General features: G+C 34.2%; 9 protein-coding genes. 1 reads left to right on the top strand and 8 read right to left on the bottom strand.

Annotation, left to right across the window (positions count from 1 at the left end; translation table 11 throughout):
• Positions 1-73: 73 nt before the first annotated feature.
• The 5 genes from sprA to BUE10_RS24390 form a co-directional block, all read right to left on the bottom strand.
• Complete coding sequence (gene sprA, locus BUE10_RS21760) at positions 74-7,294, bottom strand: T9SS outer membrane translocon Sov/SprA (protein ID WP_073488974.1); 7,221 nt, start codon at positions 7,292-7,294, stop codon at positions 74-76.
• Positions 7,295-7,318: 24 nt separating this feature from the next.
• The gene (gene ruvA / locus BUE10_RS21755) at positions 7,319-7,900 is read right to left on the bottom strand and encodes a Holliday junction branch migration protein RuvA (protein WP_053471666.1); all 582 of its coding nucleotides are present in this window, start codon (positions 7,898-7,900) and stop codon (positions 7,319-7,321) included.
• A gap of 80 nt (positions 7,901-7,980) precedes the next feature.
• Positions 7,981-10,272, bottom strand: coding sequence for an NADP-dependent malic enzyme (locus tag BUE10_RS21750; protein WP_073488972.1), 2,292 nt, complete (start codon positions 10,270-10,272; stop codon positions 7,981-7,983).
• A 156-nt stretch (positions 10,273-10,428) separates the two neighbouring features.
• Positions 10,429-10,854: a CBS domain-containing protein gene (locus BUE10_RS21745; RefSeq protein ID WP_053471668.1), complete on the bottom strand. Its 426-nt coding sequence runs from the start codon at positions 10,852-10,854 to the stop codon at positions 10,429-10,431.
• Between the two features lie 902 nt (positions 10,855-11,756).
• Positions 11,757-12,002: a helix-turn-helix domain-containing protein gene (locus BUE10_RS24390; protein WP_083598252.1), complete on the bottom strand. Its 246-nt coding sequence runs from the start codon at positions 12,000-12,002 to the stop codon at positions 11,757-11,759.
• Positions 12,003-12,072: 70 nt separating this feature from the next.
• On the opposite strand from BUE10_RS24390, the gene BUE10_RS21735 reads away from it, so the two are divergent.
• The gene (locus BUE10_RS21735) at positions 12,073-12,429 is read left to right on the top strand and encodes a hypothetical protein (RefSeq protein ID WP_317043651.1); all 357 of its coding nucleotides are present in this window, start codon (positions 12,073-12,075) and stop codon (positions 12,427-12,429) included.
• Positions 12,430-12,478: 49 nt separating this feature from the next.
• Here BUE10_RS21735 and BUE10_RS21730 read toward each other — a convergent pair whose 3' ends face one another.
• The 3 genes from BUE10_RS21730 to BUE10_RS21720 all read right to left on the bottom strand — a co-directional run.
• Complete coding sequence (locus tag BUE10_RS21730) at positions 12,479-14,482, bottom strand: OmpA family protein (protein WP_073488969.1); 2,004 nt, start codon at positions 14,480-14,482, stop codon at positions 12,479-12,481.
• 9 nt (positions 14,483-14,491) lie between these two features.
• Positions 14,492-15,403, bottom strand: a complete 912-nt coding sequence (locus BUE10_RS21725; protein ID WP_073488967.1) for a PorP/SprF family type IX secretion system membrane protein — start codon at positions 15,401-15,403, stop codon at positions 14,492-14,494.
• 50 nt (positions 15,404-15,453) lie between these two features.
• Positions 15,454-17,925, bottom strand: a 2,472-nt coding sequence (locus tag BUE10_RS21720; RefSeq protein WP_143187754.1) for a T9SS type B sorting domain-containing protein, incomplete at its 5' end; no start/stop codon positions are given.

Raw genomic sequence — 17,925 nt, 5'->3', positions numbered from 1 at the left:
GAAAATTGATATTTTAATAATTCAGCAACAAATGTAATAATCTTCTAATAAAATCCCGATTAGAAACCTAAATTTAATTTCCGAAATTATATCGAAGCGTAAAACCTGATCGAATGTTCGTTAACGGGAATGATGTTGAAATCACTGCCTTTGAGAACGAATGATCGTAATAGAATATTGCTGTAAGGTTTTTACTGAACGAATAATCTGCTGTTAATTTTAGTGACCAGATATTTTGCCCGGCCGCTAATTGATTGTTATCGTAATCTAAATAGCGAACTAAAGTTTGATTGTTTCTAAATGAAAAATCAGCTTTTATATTAATGTCACTTTTAATAATTCCTGTTGGATTATCAGCAAGTCTTGATGAAAATATAACGTCTTTAAATCGATACCCTAAACCAACTACGTATTCAATACCTTTAACTTCTGTCAATAAATTATTATCGAAACTCATTGATAATGCTCTGTCTTTTTTAATTTCAGAAAGAACTCTCAGCGAGCTTTTCAATTCAAAATCCATTCTAATTAATGGGCTGAATTGTTCTACTAAATTGATATTAGACATAATAATTTCATTGAAGAAATTGGTATTAACATCCTGCACTTTTGGCGAATCATTATAATCAAAATTTGATCTAAACTGATTGATTGTGTATGACGCTCTATAATTATGCTGTAATGAAAAACGCTTGAATTTATCTTTAAAATATTTATAACGCATTAACCCATTGTACTTAATACTCCAGTTTGGAATTGGGAAACTTCTAAATATATCTGTTGATGAATTAGAAGCATCATTTCCTGCATATGCTGCAAGGAATGAAGGCAATAATACGGCCTGATTACTCTTAGTATATCCTATTGGATATCCTTGATTGGCTGTATAAATCGCATAATTTGCATCTGTCTCTGCCGGAATTGGATTGTTTGCATCTCCATATCTTGGAATTACAACACCAGATCCATAATGCTGCTCTGCTAAACGGTTTGCAATTATTAAACGGTTATTTCTAAAGTCATCAAATGCAGCCGACTCATTTTCGTTACTGGTTTGAAAAGCTGTCTTTATTAATACTGTCGAAATAGAGAACATTCCGTAAGTATAAGGAGACAATGGCATATATTCACGTGTTGCCGGATCAACCGTATATTGTTCTGAAGTATTTTCAGAATACGAACGGTCCATTGACAAATCAATTTTTAAATCTGGCAGTAAATCAATATTAGCTGTAATCTTCAACAGTTTATTAGTAACCTGTGAATAGCTTTGGTTGAAATCCTGATAAGTTGTTAACCATCCGTTTTTAGCTGCTTCGTAACGCACATCATCCTGACTTCCGAAAATAAATCCTAAACTTGGTTTAGATGTTCCTAAGAAACCAATACTTGGCGTATAACCCGGTAAAACCGTTCCGCTGTTTTTGGTATAATTAATCTGTACCATTTTAAGACTTGTTAATACTCCAATTAAACCATCGTAGAATGGACTGCTGTTTACTACTGGTTTAGCTGTATTTACAATTTTTTCTCCCGGTTTTGGCGGCGCTGTTGGTTTAGGCTTCGCTTGCTTTTTTGCACCAGGAACTAAACCTAAATACTTATACAGCGTAGCCATAGTTAAGGTCGTTGTAAGCGTATTTGAGTTCGCATTTTGAATTGTATTTCCTAAATCATAAATAGTACCGGTATTAGGATCTTCGTATTCAGAAAACGCTGTTGATGAACGCTGCCAGTTATAATCTGCCGTATAAGAATAATTCGCTTTTACAAAACCAAAAATTGGAATTTTATTAATTGGAATTTCATAATTCAAGACCAATTGCTGTGCATGCTGGTTTGGCGTTCCAATATCGAAGTAATCATCCCAGATATTAAAATCTTCTTTTGGAGTATTGTCATCGTTTAAGAAGTTTCGAACAATGTTATTTGATGTTGCACTATAATTAAGCTTTAAAGATTTAGTTAAATTAAAACCAAAACCATATTGATAATTAAAGGCAAAATTTCTTCTGTAAAGCGGATCAAGTCCAATACTATTTTCAGTTAACTCAACTTCTCTAAATTGTTGACGATTGCTTTGTCTTAAAATATTAGAATTGAAAGATATATTTGAAGGAAGATAATTAAAATTGAAATCACTTAATAATTTCCAGTAATCACTTTTCTTCATAAATTTAGTACTCTTAAACGGAACAACTTCTTTTGGCTGGAAGGTATAGGCATAGTTTACCGCCGTATTTGATTGTTCGTCTTCATAATTTTCTACTTCATAATCATGGCGTTCTACCTGATTGTATGATTGTGAAAATGTAAAGTTTTCAACATCATAAACATGAGGTTTTTGCTCGGCTGCCCTGTCTTTTCTTACTCCGATAAAGTTGATACTTTTACGTTTTGTATAATCTACAGCACGAGTTCTAATATTGTCTTTTTCTGCCTGATCTGTCGTTTCTCTAATTAATTGATCTAACTTAATATCCTGGTTAAACGGATCATATTCCGGAGTAATTACTTCTTCGCCAATGGCATAATTAAATGGCAGGTTAATTCCCCATTTTTTAGGCAGTAACTTTCCTATGTTTAAATTAGTAACGATGTTATACTGCTGAATATCTTCACGGCTGCGTTCGTTTGCTCCCTGCTCTAAAGACCCGAAACCAATTGTACTTTTTCTACCCGTTGCAGAAAGTGTAGCAAGATCGGCCATATTGGTGTCGACATTTAATATCGCCGCCATACCGCCTTTGTTTTCTAAATCAGACATACGAAGTTCGTTAAACCAAACCTCTCCTTTAATATCTTTATGATCTGCCCTACTTTTTACTCCGACCATTAAATTTCGAACTAAACCGAAGTTAGGATTTCCTTTAATACCTAAAGTTAATCTGTCGCTTCCGTCACCGCCTTCAGCATCTGGATCATTATCCGGGTAATAAATACCATTGACATCTCTTTTAGTAGAATTGATATCAATGCTCATCCCTTTGATTTTCATTTTTGTCAGCAATTCGAGCGCCAAATCAATATCATTCTCTTCCATCCAAACCTGATCTGGACTTATAGCGCAAGACCCTCCTGTAGGAGTTACTTTTAATGGAATTTCGACTTGATAAAAGTTTTGTGTAAAGTCATTTCCAAAACGAATGAAACCTACCATTTCATCATTTTGAAGTGTATTTTCATTTGGCAGAGATTCGGCGTGTAAAAACATTTTCAGTTTTTTATACTGACGCATATCGACACTTACGTTTTTGAAAACTGCTCTCGAATCCTGATATTGTAAACCTGAACCTGCAACTCTTACTGCTAATGCCTGTTCGTTTTGATTAATAACCGTATTGTTATTGTACAACTGCTCTCTTTGTACTCCCGGAGGAATTACATAGTTAACTGGACATTTATTACTGTTTTCCTGAATATTTACCGCTGCAACATCAAATTCTACAGTAGAATCGTCTGGTTTTGGGTGATTAACATCTAGTGTTCCTGTATATCTTCTCCATTCCCCTCTTACTAAATCTAAAGCACCAAAACGTACCGTTGCCTGACTGTTAAATCCGGTCATGAACATACGCATGAAACGAATAGATCTAAAGTCTGTAATATTACCAATGGTATTTTGCGGCTGTGAAACAGGAATTTTAAACTGAATCCATCTCGCAGTTGTGGTGCCGCCATTTGGCAATTCTACAGGGCCTACATCACCTGGTTCACGAATGTCTGTAATGTAATTTTGACCAATCTGCATTCCTGGTTTAATATCAATACTATATTCATAATAGGCATTGATTGTACTCATCGTGTTGTCACGGTTAATATCTTCAACATCCGGCAAAGTTGTAGAACCACGATTAGGATCATCAATGCTTACTGCAGAGTTTCCTTCAGTACCGTTATAATTTTTATAGCGCTCTAAAACACCACCGTCTGTATTTAAGTAATAAGTATAATCATCTGCAGCTGGATCTGCCTCACCGGCATAATTTGTATACACTTGTCCTTCTTGAGAACTTGGTAAACCATCTAAACCAATGTCCTGATTTTTTCTATTGTCAGGATTGGTGTCAAAAGCATAAATTAAAGATTGCGAAGCCGGAACATCACCCCAAAGCGGCCTCGGATTAACCTTTATCTGATCTGGCCCTAATCCGTTTTCGTATTGTTTTCTTCCGTCTTTTAAAACATCTTCAGAGATTTCTCCTAAGTTGAAGTAAATTTTACCTGTATTATTTGCCGGAGCTTCTGAATTTCCAACATAAGGATCAAGAACCCAAAACTGAATGTACTCGACATTTCCCTGCTCAAAATTGGTTGAATTTAAGGCACGCATAATTCCACCAAAATTTGTTGCGGGATTAGTTGTTCCAAAATCAGGATTATCATTATACGGACCTCTTTCAGATGGATAATACGTTAAATCAAGTGTATTAACCACCTGTATCTGCCCTTGTGCAATATCTGTATTTGGATATAGCTCTCTGCTATAAATTCTTCTTGTTGTATTTAATGATAAATCATCATTTGAGATTCCGGATGGTTTTGAGGTATAAAATATAGGGTCAATGGTATACCATGATAATTTTGCTCTTTTATAACCGTATCGTAAATCATTAAAATTAGCATTAAAAGTAACATCTGCATCATTAGTGATAAATGGAACAGAAGCTAAACTCCATGCATAGGCAGAACGCATATCTATGGTTGACTGTGAACCTTCAAAATCGTCAATATAAATTGTTGCTTCTCCTTCAAAATCACTGGCTTTTGGCGCATCTGGTTTTAAAAATGCGATCTCACCACGAATAGATAAATTCGAAGGAACATCTGTATCAACATTTGGAAGCTTGTTGGCTAATCTGGTTAAGAATGGAACTTCTGTTGAATAGTTTCCGTTGAATCCAAAAATGGTATTGTTTACTGATTCCTGACCATAACTTGATTTTTGCGTAAATGGTCTTTCTGTCATTTTTAAGAAAGTTCCACCCACTACAAATTTATCCGAAATTTTATGCTCGACATTTAATCCCATAAATCTTCGAGTCTGCTGTCCGAAGATTGAATTATTTTCTAATGAAACTTCAATTGGTGTATTTGATGCCTGCAATGAAGGGTCAAGAATTTGAACCCTCCCTAATTGATAATCTACGCTGTAATCTATTCCTTCAACTAAAACTCTTCCGGCTGCTGTAACTACAACAGAACCTTGTGGTACATTGAATGCTCCAATAGGGATTCCGTTACTTCCAGATGATTTGTATTTTCCTCTTAATAAGAATTTGTTTTTATCACTGTCCTGCAATGCACCAGCTTGTGTGTTTCTGTACATATTTCTAAACACGTACTTCTGCTGGTTTGCATTATAGGTTGATGGATCATTATAATTTTGACCACCATCTTTCAATTTATTGAATATAAGTTCCCCAAAAGGTTCTTTTGTGGTAAATATGATTCGTCCGTTTTGAACATCAACAGTTATTCCCGGAATATAATCGAAGAAACCATCACCACCAGCTTGTGGATCGTTATTATAATTTAAACGGTCTAAGTTGAAAACATTTAATAATGGGGTTTGATCGACTTTCATATCCGATGTTGGGTTTGAAGGAAAACTCGATCCCTGAACCGGCGTGATATAATTTATTGGCGAAGGATCTGTGTAAAGGATATTTAGTCTGAAATCGTCTTGTTTAATTTGATACGCTTGTGGAATTTGATAAACGTTTTTCATCATCAGGTTCCAAACCGGATTTTGAACGTTTGTCAAATTACTTTTCAGCATTTTTAAAACTAAACTCTGCGTAATAATTGCCTGATTTGCGTTGTTATTTCCTGTTACAACAGTTCCGTCAACACCATCACTACCAAATTCCCCAACCTGATATACTTTCCCTCCAATTGTGTATTCGAAAGCAACGGCCAGAATTTCATCATTTGCCAAACGCTGCTGTAAAGACAGGTATCCTAACTGTGGATTAAATGTATATTCTGCAGTGGTTAATTTTCTGGCATTTTCTAAAACAGAATAATCTGTTGCTTCGCTGACATTTGTGTTATTGAATCCAGATTTTGCTGTTACAATTTCTCTAATTTTAGAATTTAAAAAAGAGCTAGCCTGGCCTATTGTTGCCGGATCGTACTTATTGTTATTGTTATTAGTTGGTGAATCTATCGGATTATTGAAAAATCCTGCAGTTGAACTAATAACTACAACTTCGTTATCCGGTACTCCTGTAATTTGAGCTTCACCTAAATCCTGAAGCGCAATAATGTTTCTAAGGTTATTATTATTGGTGCTTACACGATTTTGTTTATTGGTTACCCAAACTTCTAATCTTGTAATTTGAACACGGCTGTCAATAAATGGATATTTTTTTAATGATGCATCGTACTTATTTCTAAAATATTGCGATAAGAAAAAGTGACGGTCATTATCGTAGTCTAAAGCATATAAATCAAAGTTTTGAACCGTTCCTCCGTTTTCTGCAACGACACTTTTTGTCTGTGATTTTTGTTCGGAGAAAACCCCTGTAATGGTAGTTTTTCCAAATTGCAATTGTGCTTTTACCCCAAATAAACTTTGCGCTCCACGTATTAACGTACTGTTCAGCGGCATGCTGACGTTACCAACTTCTACTTTTTGAATAATATCATCTTCTGAAGGAGTGTAAGCTAATTTAAACAAGTTTTGAAATGCAAATGTCGATTGGGTATCGTAATTGGCATTTACTTCTAATCTTGTTCCCACTTTTCCCATTAAACTCATACTGATACGCTGATCAAAGTCGAAGGTAAGACTTGATCTGTTTCGAGGAGAGAATGAAGGATTGTCTTGTTTGGTGTAACGAACACCTAAATCCATTTCGACAGAACCTGTAGGTTTTACATCAATGGTGTTACTTCCAAAAACGCTTTCAAAAAGACTTGAATTGATATAGTATCTTGGCAGTAAATCTTTTTTAGCTGCTTCGGCCCCGGTTTTTTTACCATCGATTGCATCCGCCTTTTTTCTAAAATAATCTCTTCGTGATTCTTTTAGAACTAAATCTTCGTATTCTTTGGGAGTTAAAACAATAGGATAATCGATTGAAAAACCATCAACCGAACTGGTGTAAATATATCGATCTGTAATAGGATCGTATTTATAAGCCGAAAGTATGCTTGGAGGATTATCGATCTCGAGTTTCCCTACAGAAAACTGAGTTTTAGTTGTATCTTGAACCGCCGGATTTACTTGTGATCGTATAACATTACCACAAAATAAAACCAGTAAAAAAATACAAATTTTACGCATACAATTGGTTATAAAAAATTGGTTTTATAAGCTTTTTAAAGCCTTTTTAATGATCGTTTCTACAGTAGCTTCCGGATCTTCTTTGACGATCTTTTCTACTACTTTTTCTGAAGTTTTGCGAACGAAACCTAGAACTTCCAAAGCAGATAACGCTTCATCTCGATTTGTATTGTTTTGAACTACTGAAACTTCATCCAAATCGTACAACTTTAACACTTTTTCCTTCAAATCCAGTATTACACGCTGTGCAGTTTTGTTTCCAATTCCTTTTATGGATTGAATTAAACCTACATCTCCTGAGGCAATTGCATTAATAATTTGTCTTGGTTCTATTGAAGAGAGCATTGTTCTGGCAATGTTTGCCCCAATTCCCGATACAGACAAAAGCATTCTAAATATTTCTCGTTCAGATTTTTCTACAAATCCGAATAAAGTATGCGCATCTTCTTTGATTTGAAGATGCGTATACAATTTTATAAAATCAGCATTAGGGATTAATGAAAAAGTATGTAAAGAAATATTTACGTGGTATCCTACTCCACCGCAATCAATTACAACTTCTGTGGGATTCTTTTCTACTAATTTCCCCTGCAAATGTGCTATCATAGTATTATTAAATAAGTATCAAATATAATAAAAATGCAATAAAAATAAGACAATATTATTCGATCCTTAATTTAATGCTGCTATTGAGCCAACTTATTTTTTTTATTTTCTTTTTCCTGAGCGTCGATAACAGCGATTGCTGCCATGTTTACCATTTCTTCAACGCTTGCTCCTAATTGGAAAATGTGAACCGGTTTGTTCAATCCCATCATAATTGGCCCAATAGAAGCTGATTTATTCAATTCTTTCATCAACTTATAGGTAATATTTGCTGACTCTAAGTTAGGGAATATCAGTGTATTTACTTTTTTTCCTGCTAGTTTAGAGAAAGGGAATTTTTCCTGAAGCATTTCTGAATTTAAAGCAAAGTCTGCCTGAATTTCACCATCTACGACCATCTCTGGGTGATTTTTATGCAAATACGCTACAGCATCTCTAACTTTTGAAGCATTTTGATGTGTTGATGAACCAAAGTTTGAATACGAAACCATTGCAATCACAGGTTCAATTCCGAACATTTTTGCTGTTTTAGCAGTCATCAAGGCAATGTTCACTAAATCTTCAGATGATGGATTAATGTTTATTGCAGTATCTGATAAAAACATTGGCCCACGAGAAGTTAACATCATATTTGCTGTTGCAACAAGTGAAGCTCCGTGTGCTTTTTCAATTAACTGAAGCATTGGTTTTACTACACTTGGGTAACTTCTTGAGTAACCTGTAACAAGAGCATCTGCTTCGCCTTCGTTTACCATCATGGCAGCAAAATAGTTTCTTTCGCGCATGAATTTTTGGGCATCAAGCAATGAAACTCCTCTGCGTTCTCTTGTTTCCCAGTATGAAGCTGCAAATCTGTTACGTCTTTCTTCTTCTTCGTTTGTTTTAGGATCAATGATTTCTAATTCTGCATCAAAACCTAGTTCCTCTTTTAATTCTAAAATAGTCTCTCTGCTTCCTAATAAAACCGGGATACCAATCCCGTCTTCATGTACAATTTGTGCTGCTTTTAATACATTTAATTGATCAGCTTCAGCAAAAACAATTCGTTTAGGTTCTAATTTAGCACGATTTGTAATTAAACGTACCATTTTATTATCATTACCCATACGTTCGCGAAGCTTATCTTCATAAGCAGCCCAGTCTGTAATAGGATTTTTTGCTACTCCAGATTCCATTGCTGCTTTTGCAACTGCAGGCGCAACAATTGTAATTAATCTAGGATCAAATGGTTTTGGGATGATATATTCTTGTCCGAAACCTAATTTTGTTGCTCCATAAGCTACGTTAACCTGTTCTGGAACTGGTTCTTTTGCCAAAATAGCCAATGCTTTTACAGCGGCCATTTTCATAGCTTCGTTAATTTTTGTAGCACGCACGTCTAACGCTCCTCTAAAAATGTAAGGGAATCCTAAAACGTTATTTACCTGATTAGGAAAATCTGAACGGCCTGTAGCCATAATAACATCTTTACGAGTTTCTACAGCTAAATTATAATCGATTTCCGGATTTGGATTTGCCATTGCAAAAACAATCGGGTTATCTTTCATGGTCAATAACATTTCTGGCGAAAGAATATCTCCAGATGATAATCCGATGAAAACATCGGCTCCATTTACAGCTTCTGCTAATTCAATTTTTGGACCGTCGATTGCATATTTTAATTGTAAATCTGATAATGAAGGATTGTCTTTTGTTAAAAGTCCTTTACTATTAAACATTAAAACATTCTCAACTTTTACACCTAATAATACGTATAAATCTGTACAAGCAATTGCTGCAGATCCTGCTCCGGAAACTACTACTTTTACGTCTTCGGCTTTTTTTCCTGCTAATTCAAGTGCATTGATTAATGCTGCAGAAGAAATAATTGCGGTTCCGTGCTGGTCATCGTGCATTACCGGAATATCTAATTCTTCTATTAATCTTCTTTCGATTTCAAAAGATTCCGGTGCTTTGATATCTTCAAGATTAATACCTCCAAAAGTTGGAGCAATATTTTTTACAGTCTGAATAAATTCTTCAACGTCTTTTGTGCCAACTTCGATATCAAAAACGTCAATATCTGAGAATATTTTAAACAACAAACCTTTTCCTTCCATTACAGGTTTTCCTGCTTCTGGACCTATGTCTCCAAGACCTAAAACAGCTGTACCGTTTGAGATTACGGCAACTAAATTTCCTTTTGCGGTGTATTTGTAAACATCTTCAATGTTTTCTGCAATTGCTAAACAAGGTTCAGCAACTCCTGGCGAATAAGCCAGCGATAAATCTCTTTGGGTTGCATATTTTTTTGTTGGAACTACCTGAATTTTTCCTGGAGTTGGCTCTGAGTGATACAGTAACGCCTCTCTTTTTTTACTCTCTTTGTTCATTATTTTAGCTTTTATTCTAGCTTACAAAGATATAAGTCTTACTTTTAAAATGGGGCGTTTTGGTGCTTTCTTTTGTTAAAATATCAAAATTGAGAAGTCAAAAAAAATAGTCCGAGCTGTTTCGGACTATTGAAAAAAGTATTTTAAAAAGTGTATTTACTGTGAGATGTAAGAGTTTAAGTGATTAATAGTGTCTTTTTGAATTTCGATAATTGCCTTAACAACATCGCTAATTGAAATAATTCCCACTACTGTCCCATCTTCTAAAACAGGAAGATGTCTGATCCTTTTTGAACTCATGAGTTCCATGCAGTCTTCGATATTATTTGAAAGCAGTACCGAGAAAACGTTGCTTTCCATAATTTCATGTACAAAAGTTTCTTTTGAAGATTTGTCTTTTAAAACAATTTTTCGAGCATAATCCCTCTCAGACAAAATCCCTTTTAAATCGTTTCCGTCAATAACAAGAATGGCGCCTATATTTTTATCGCCCATTACTTTTAAGGCTTCAAAAACGGTTGTTGTTGAACGTACGGAATAAACATTCCTTCCTTTTGCATTAAGTATTTGATGTACAGTCATATCTGAAAAATTTTAGATTTATAAAGTTAAAATAAAAACAAATACGATGCGCAACGAAATCGATTTTTTAAAATCTCAACTTGTTCATTTTAAACAAAATACATAAAAATTGAAGTTTTCGAAATTATACACTAAAGAAAGAAAAGATTTACAAAGTTTTTTTGTAGAAAAGTAGATTTTTTAACGTTTTTACGTGTTCGTGATAAAATATGAATTTCATTATATATTCCTGTTTTTGTCGACGATCAAATGTCCCTATGGGACAAAATGCATGTCGGATATTTTTTTTTGCTACCGACCAGTCACTCCTAGCGGAGTGTTTGTAGAAATTAAATATAATAGTAGAATTTCGCTAGAAATAAAATATCGGTAAAATCAAATGTTATAATTTTTGGAATACTCCGTTAGGAGCAATTAGTTGGTAAAAAAATGAAATCATTCATCCAATAATATCCCGTAGGGAGGTAGGGAGATATGAAACAATATTAAACGTATAGTCCCTATGGGACAAAATGTGTGTGGATATTTGCAATAGTTACCGATATATAATTTCTACAAAATATTAAATGATGATAAATTGAATATAAATTTTTAGAAAATACTCCGTTAGGAGTAATTGGTTGGTAGAAAAAAAAGAAATTTCAACCCAAACAATTTCCCGTAGGGAGATATGAAACAATATTAAATGTATAGTCTCTAAGAGACAAATGCATGTTGATATTTTAAATGGCTACCGATATATAATTTCTACGAAATATTAAATGATAGCAAAACCGAATATAAATTTGTATAGAATACTCCGTTAGGAGTTAAATATCGGTAGAAAAAAAAGAAATCCCAATCCAAAAATATCCCGTAGGGATTATATAAAAGGATAATTTTAATTTGGAAGTCTAATTGATTTATTGTGGGTTTTCAAAAAATATTTTACCTATTAATACGCTCGATTCTATTTTCAATGAATCTGATATTGAAAAAAGTAAACTAATGGTAATATTTTGTTGTCCTTTTTCAATGCGCTGAATAGTCCTTACATCAACATTGCACAATCTGGACAATTGTTCTTGTGTAATCTTTTCTTTTAATCGAAGTTCCTTAATTAGTAAACCCAATCTAACAATCTCTAGTTTGTATTTTTCATTTTCCACAAATCAAATCTATCAAACTGATGAAAAAAATAAAACGACATATATGTCGTATATAAATAAAATCTTATATTTGAAAAAAAATATCGTCATGGAAACAAATGAAATTAAAAATTTAGAGCAATTACACAAATTAACCGCCAGATATTTCAGCACCTTAAAACCAGCTGACGATAAAACAGAAAATAATGTCGCTCAAATTAAATTCTCAAATTATTTTGAACTTGGTTGTGTTATAACCAATATGCTAAAAATGTGCATTTTGACATTAGACCAACAAGCAGATAAAATTTCGGAAACAAACAAAAATCCCGTGAATGTGTCTCTGATTTTAGAAACGGTTTTAGAAATGTTTCCTTTAGATGAATTTGAGTTTTTAAGTGAAATTAGTGAGATGCTTATTGAGAAATCTAACAACATCAATTCATAAATAAAAAGCCCTTTTCTAGATTGAAAAGGGCTTTTTTTATATTATTAAATTACATACTTGTAATTATAAATTCGCTTCGTCTGTTTTGCTGGTGTTCTTTTTCGGTACATTTTACACCATCGGCACATTTATTAACCAGTTGCGTTTCTCCGTATCCTTTTGCTGTTAAACGGCTTCCATCAATTCCTCTTTGCTCCAGCCAGTTTTTTGAAGACTGTGCTCTTTTATCTGATAAAATCTGATTACTTTCTGTAGATGAACGACTGTCTGTATGTGAACGAATATCAATTTTTATAGTTGGATATTGTTTTAGCATATCAACGATTTTTTGAAGTTTAGGCTCAGATTCTTTTTTAATTGTTGCTTTACCTAAATCGAAAAAGTTCATTGGGATGTTTAAAAGTTTTACCAAATCGGTTCCTATTGTAATGTTAACTTTAACTGGTTTGATAGAATTGCCTTTTATTACAACCGGCATTGCTTTTACAATTGGTTTTGGTTTCTGCTCTAAAGCTATTGGCAGCGTAGTTGAACCTGTTGCTTTTTTTAGTGTTAGAGAAACTTCTTTAAACAAATACTCTTCTTTTGATGTTTTAATAAAATATTTTTTTCCGCATCTTACATCGGCAAAAGCATAATTTCCATTTGCATCTGATTTTGTTTCAACTGCAGTTTTACCAGCTTCATCAAATAAAATCAAATTAACATTTGATAGTCGTGCGTTTGTTTCCTGATCTGTAACTATTCCTGATAATTGCTGCTCACAGATTAATCTGCGGTTTTCTGTAAAACGGTAAATATCATCAAGTCCGTGGCCGTTTACTCTATTTGAAGAGAAAAAACCGTTTCTGTTTTTACTATCAATTATAAAAGCAAAATCGTCTTGCTTACTGTTTATTGGTTCTCCAACATTTAGTACTTCATCAAATAAACCTTCTTTGGTTATTCTTGAAACATAAATATCAAGTCCGCCCAAACCTGGTCTTCCGTCGCTGGCAAAATAAAGTTCGTTTTCATCTGAAATAAAAGGAAATGTTTCTCTTCCTTCTGTATTAATTTCAGGTCCTAAATTTTCTGGTGTACTAAAAGTTCCATCGGCAGCTATACTTACTTTGAATATATCCGAAAGTCCAAATGTTCCGGGCATATCTGACGCAAAATACAATGTTTTTTCATCAGGACTTAAGGCTGGATGTGCTACACTGTATTCGTCGCTATTGAAAGGAAGTTCCTGAACTTCTTTCCATTCGTTATCAATTAAAACTGCTTTATAAAGTTTTAAAAACGTAATGTTATTTTCGTTTTGTCTTCTTTTACCGTTTACAGAATTGTTTCTGGTAAAATACATGGTTCGTCCGTCTTTTGTAAAAACCGGAGTCGATTGATTGAAGTTTACTTTTAAATTTTTTTTGTGAAATAGTACTGGTTTTTCGATACTTCCGTCAGCATTTAATTCTACTGTATATAAGGTCGAAATGGCTTTGTTTGTCCATTTAAAATTCTTTTTGATAATCGCACCTGTATCTCTTGCAGATGTAAATACTAATTTATTGTCTAAAATTGTACTTCCATAATCTGAATCTTTTGAATTAACCCCGGCATCGGCAATATCAAATCGGCCTGAATTTGCTTTAATATCTTCCAGATAACTTTTATTCTTTAAAAACAAAATGGCTCTTTTATCTGAAGGTGCTTTTTGGCTGAATTTTTCTAAAACTTCATCTGCTTTACGGTAATTCCCAATTGATTTTAAGCATTGAGCATATTTGTACCTATACTCAGCTTCCTGGTTCTCATTTAAATTAAATAGTTCCTGATAGTAGTTTAGGGCTTCTTCTAATTCTCCTATGAAATAGTAGGAATTACCAAGTCTTTGAAATATTCTTTCTTCTTTAACTCCTTTTTTTACTAAACTTCCGTACGCTTTTATAGCATCCGCGTAAGCGTAATTATCATATTTTTGATCTGCATTTTTTATACTGGCAGTTTGTGCATTTACATTGAAGAAATAGCAAAAGAACAAAAAGGAATAAATTAAATTTTTCATCTTCATATTTAAATATTAAAAGAATCTTGGTGAGGTTAGTTTGCTGTAGTTATTAAAGAAATCAAAACGAAGGAAAATTTCATGTGATCCCGAATTGTATTTTTGTAAACGTGTGGTTTCGTGATCATAACCGTATCCTATATACATTCCTCTTGTAACCTGAAAACCTGCCATTGCACTTACAGAAGCGCTCCAACGGTAAGCAAGCCCCACGACAAATTTGTCATTAAACATAAAATTTCCTGAAAGGTCTACCTGCAAAGGTGCTCCTTCTACCATTTTTGTTAACAATGCCGGTTTGAATTTTATGTATTCTAAACGATCTAAATTGAAAACATAACCTGCCATGAAATAGTAGTTTATTTTTTCTTTGAAGATGGCAACATCGTTATCATCGTATCTATTTGTTTCGATAAAATTTGGAACTGATAATCCTAAATAAGCACGATCTGAATGCCAGTAAATTCCGGCTCCAATATTTGGTGTAAACTTGTTTCTTAAATCCTGAAACATCTCATCATTTTGATCTTCATAACTTAATTTGGTTTTATCAAGATTGAAAAGATTTGCTGTGGCTTTTATACCAAATGAAAGTTGAAATGACTCCGAAGTTGGAACGCTATAAGACAAATCTGCAGACAAAGTATTTTCAGTCGTTGGTCCGATTTTATCATTTACCAGCGAAACTCCTAATCCTAACTTACTATTGTCCAGAGGTGTATTTACTGAAAAAGTACTTGTTACCGGCGCTCCGTCAAGTCCAACCCATTGTGTACGATATAAACCGAAAGCACTTAATACGCCGCGCGAACCTGCATATGCCGGATTGATTTCGATTGTATTATACATATATTGTGTGAATTGAGAGTCTTGCTGAGCAGAACACACAATTGTAAAAAACATGAAAATTAAGCCTAATTTTTTCATTTATAAGAGTTTTAAAAACGGCTTAACTTATACTAAGCCGTTTATAATTTTTATTTATTGATATATAAATAACCTGATTTTTCGTGAGGGTTTGAACCGCTGTCTTTATATTTTAGAATATAGAAATAGGTTCCTACTGGCAATCCTTCTGATTGTTTCATAGTTGTGCGCCCTTCTGAATATCCTTTAAATACTCTGTCTTCATTATTGTAACCTTGCTTTTCGAAAACTAAAACACCCCAGCGGTTGTAGATTTCTACTGTATTATCTGGGTAACATTCTAATCCCTGAATGTAGAATCGTTCATTTTTGCTGTCTCCATTTGGAGAGAATGCGTTAAGAACATTGATTTCACAACCGTTTAATGTTATTACTGTAGGTTTGTCTCCATTGATACCTGAATCGTCTGAGATATCTTCAACCACTACTCCTTTTGCACTGCTTCCTTTAACACTTGCCTGATTGGTAACTTTTCCGTTATTAATATCGGTTTGTGTTATTTTATAAACTGCACTAAAGTTTGTATCGTTTGATTCGCCAACAGCTAAACTAATAGCTTGTCCTGAAACGATCACTCCCGGCAGTGGATCTGAAATTGTAATTCCTGTTAACGGTACATTTCCTGTGTTTGTTACTACGAATTTGTATGTAATTGTTTCACCTGCATTTGCAATTTTGTTATCGTTATCGTCATTAAACACTGCCGTTTTAACAATTGCAATTCCTGGAACTTCTACAAAAACTGATAATGTTGCTGAAGCACAATTTCTTGTCGTTGCTGCTTTCTCACAAATTTCATATGTAATTTCATAAGACCCGCCTGGTGTATTTGGTTTTACATTTACGGTTCCGTCAGCATTAAATTCAAAATTTGTATTGTTAGATGTGTTTGAAATCGTAACATCTGCAGGATTAACTGCCAATCCGTCTAGTAAATCATTATCTAAAACATTTATGAATTCAAGAGAACCATTAATTCCATCAACCGATATTACTCCGTCATTGTTAGCCACAATTGGTTTTGTTGGTGTAACCGGAATAACTGTATTCAAGACTTCAATAGTTACAACTGCCTGACTGCAATTAGATGAACTTAAAGCATCACATATTTGATAAGTCAAATGATAAGTTCCCGTTGGTGTTCCAGGTTTAATATCAACTGTACCATCTACATTCAAAATTAAATTAGCATTTGGAGTAACTGTACTTAAAGTTACGTTTGCTGGAATAACTGCTGATCCGTTTTGTGTATCATTATTAAATACATTTATACCTCCGCTGATTCCTTTGCTAATATCTATTGGTCCTGCTGTATCGTTATTTGCTTGGATAGCAAAAGTTGGTCTTGCATTACAATCTGCTGTAGCTGCTGGGTAATTTACCAGCACACTAACTGTTGGGTTTAATGATAATACCATTGTAACCGCTGGTCTTGTTTTCTCAAATCCATCAGCACCTTCTGTCCATTGACCATTTGTGTTTATCCATCCCGGCCAGTCTACTCCGTTTCCGCTACTATCAATAGCTGCACCCGGCCATAAAATATTTCCGCTTAATGGCAAGTTAGTTTGAGTAGCCACTACATTATTTGCACTATCAACCCATTGAATTGTTAACAAATTAGTAGGTGTGAAATTATCTGCTACAACATTGTATGTTACATAAGGAACGTTATTAGAACAATAACTACTTGCTGTTACTGTCATTGTTGGTTCATCAACTGTTACTTTAATCGAAGCTGAACTACAATTTGTTGGGTTCAATTTTTCACAAATCTGATAAGTCAATTCATATGTTCCTCTTGGTGCATTTGCTCCCAAAGTAACTGTTCCGTCAGGGTTCAATGTTAAGAATCCTGTTGGATCTGGAGTTACAACTGAAAGGTTCATATCATTTGCAACAACTGGTAATCCGTTGTTAGTATCATTATCAAAAACATTAATAATGGTTTGAGGATGATTTACTCCAACTACTGATCCCACTACGTCATCAATTGCTTGTAATACTGCACCGCTAATTACTACAACTTTAGAAATTACTGCATCACAGTTTGTCGGGTTTGTAATCTCACATATACGGTATTCTACATCGTAGATTCCTGCCGGTGTATTTGGTGCAACTGTTACGGTTCCGTCTGCATTTAGTGTTAATCCTGTTGGAACACTCACTGCTGTCAAGGTTACCTGTCCTGCTGAAGTGCCGATTACAACCGGGTTTCCGTTTAAGGTATCGTTAGCTGTTAAAGCTATTGTTGTGCCTCCTGTATTTCCGTTTATTGATGCTGTAGTTTCTGTTACTGCATCAATTACTGGTGTTGGTGTCGGCGCTCCTACTGTTACACTTACTGTGTTTGAACTGCAGTTTGCTGGGTTTAGTTTCTCACAGATCGTATAAGTTAACTGGTAAGTACCTGCCGGAGCATTTGCACCTAATGTTAAACTTCCGTCCGGGTTTAAAACTAAATATCCTGTCGGATCTGCAGTAGTAGTTGTCAGATTTACATCTGATGGAACTAATGCTGT

It is taken from the genome of Flavobacterium sp. CF108, from assembly GCF_900129795.1.
Taxonomy (GTDB): domain Bacteria; phylum Bacteroidota; class Bacteroidia; order Flavobacteriales; family Flavobacteriaceae; genus Flavobacterium.
The sequence above is the reverse complement of the archived record's forward strand: the minus strand, read 5'-3'. Positions and strand labels throughout refer to the sequence as shown.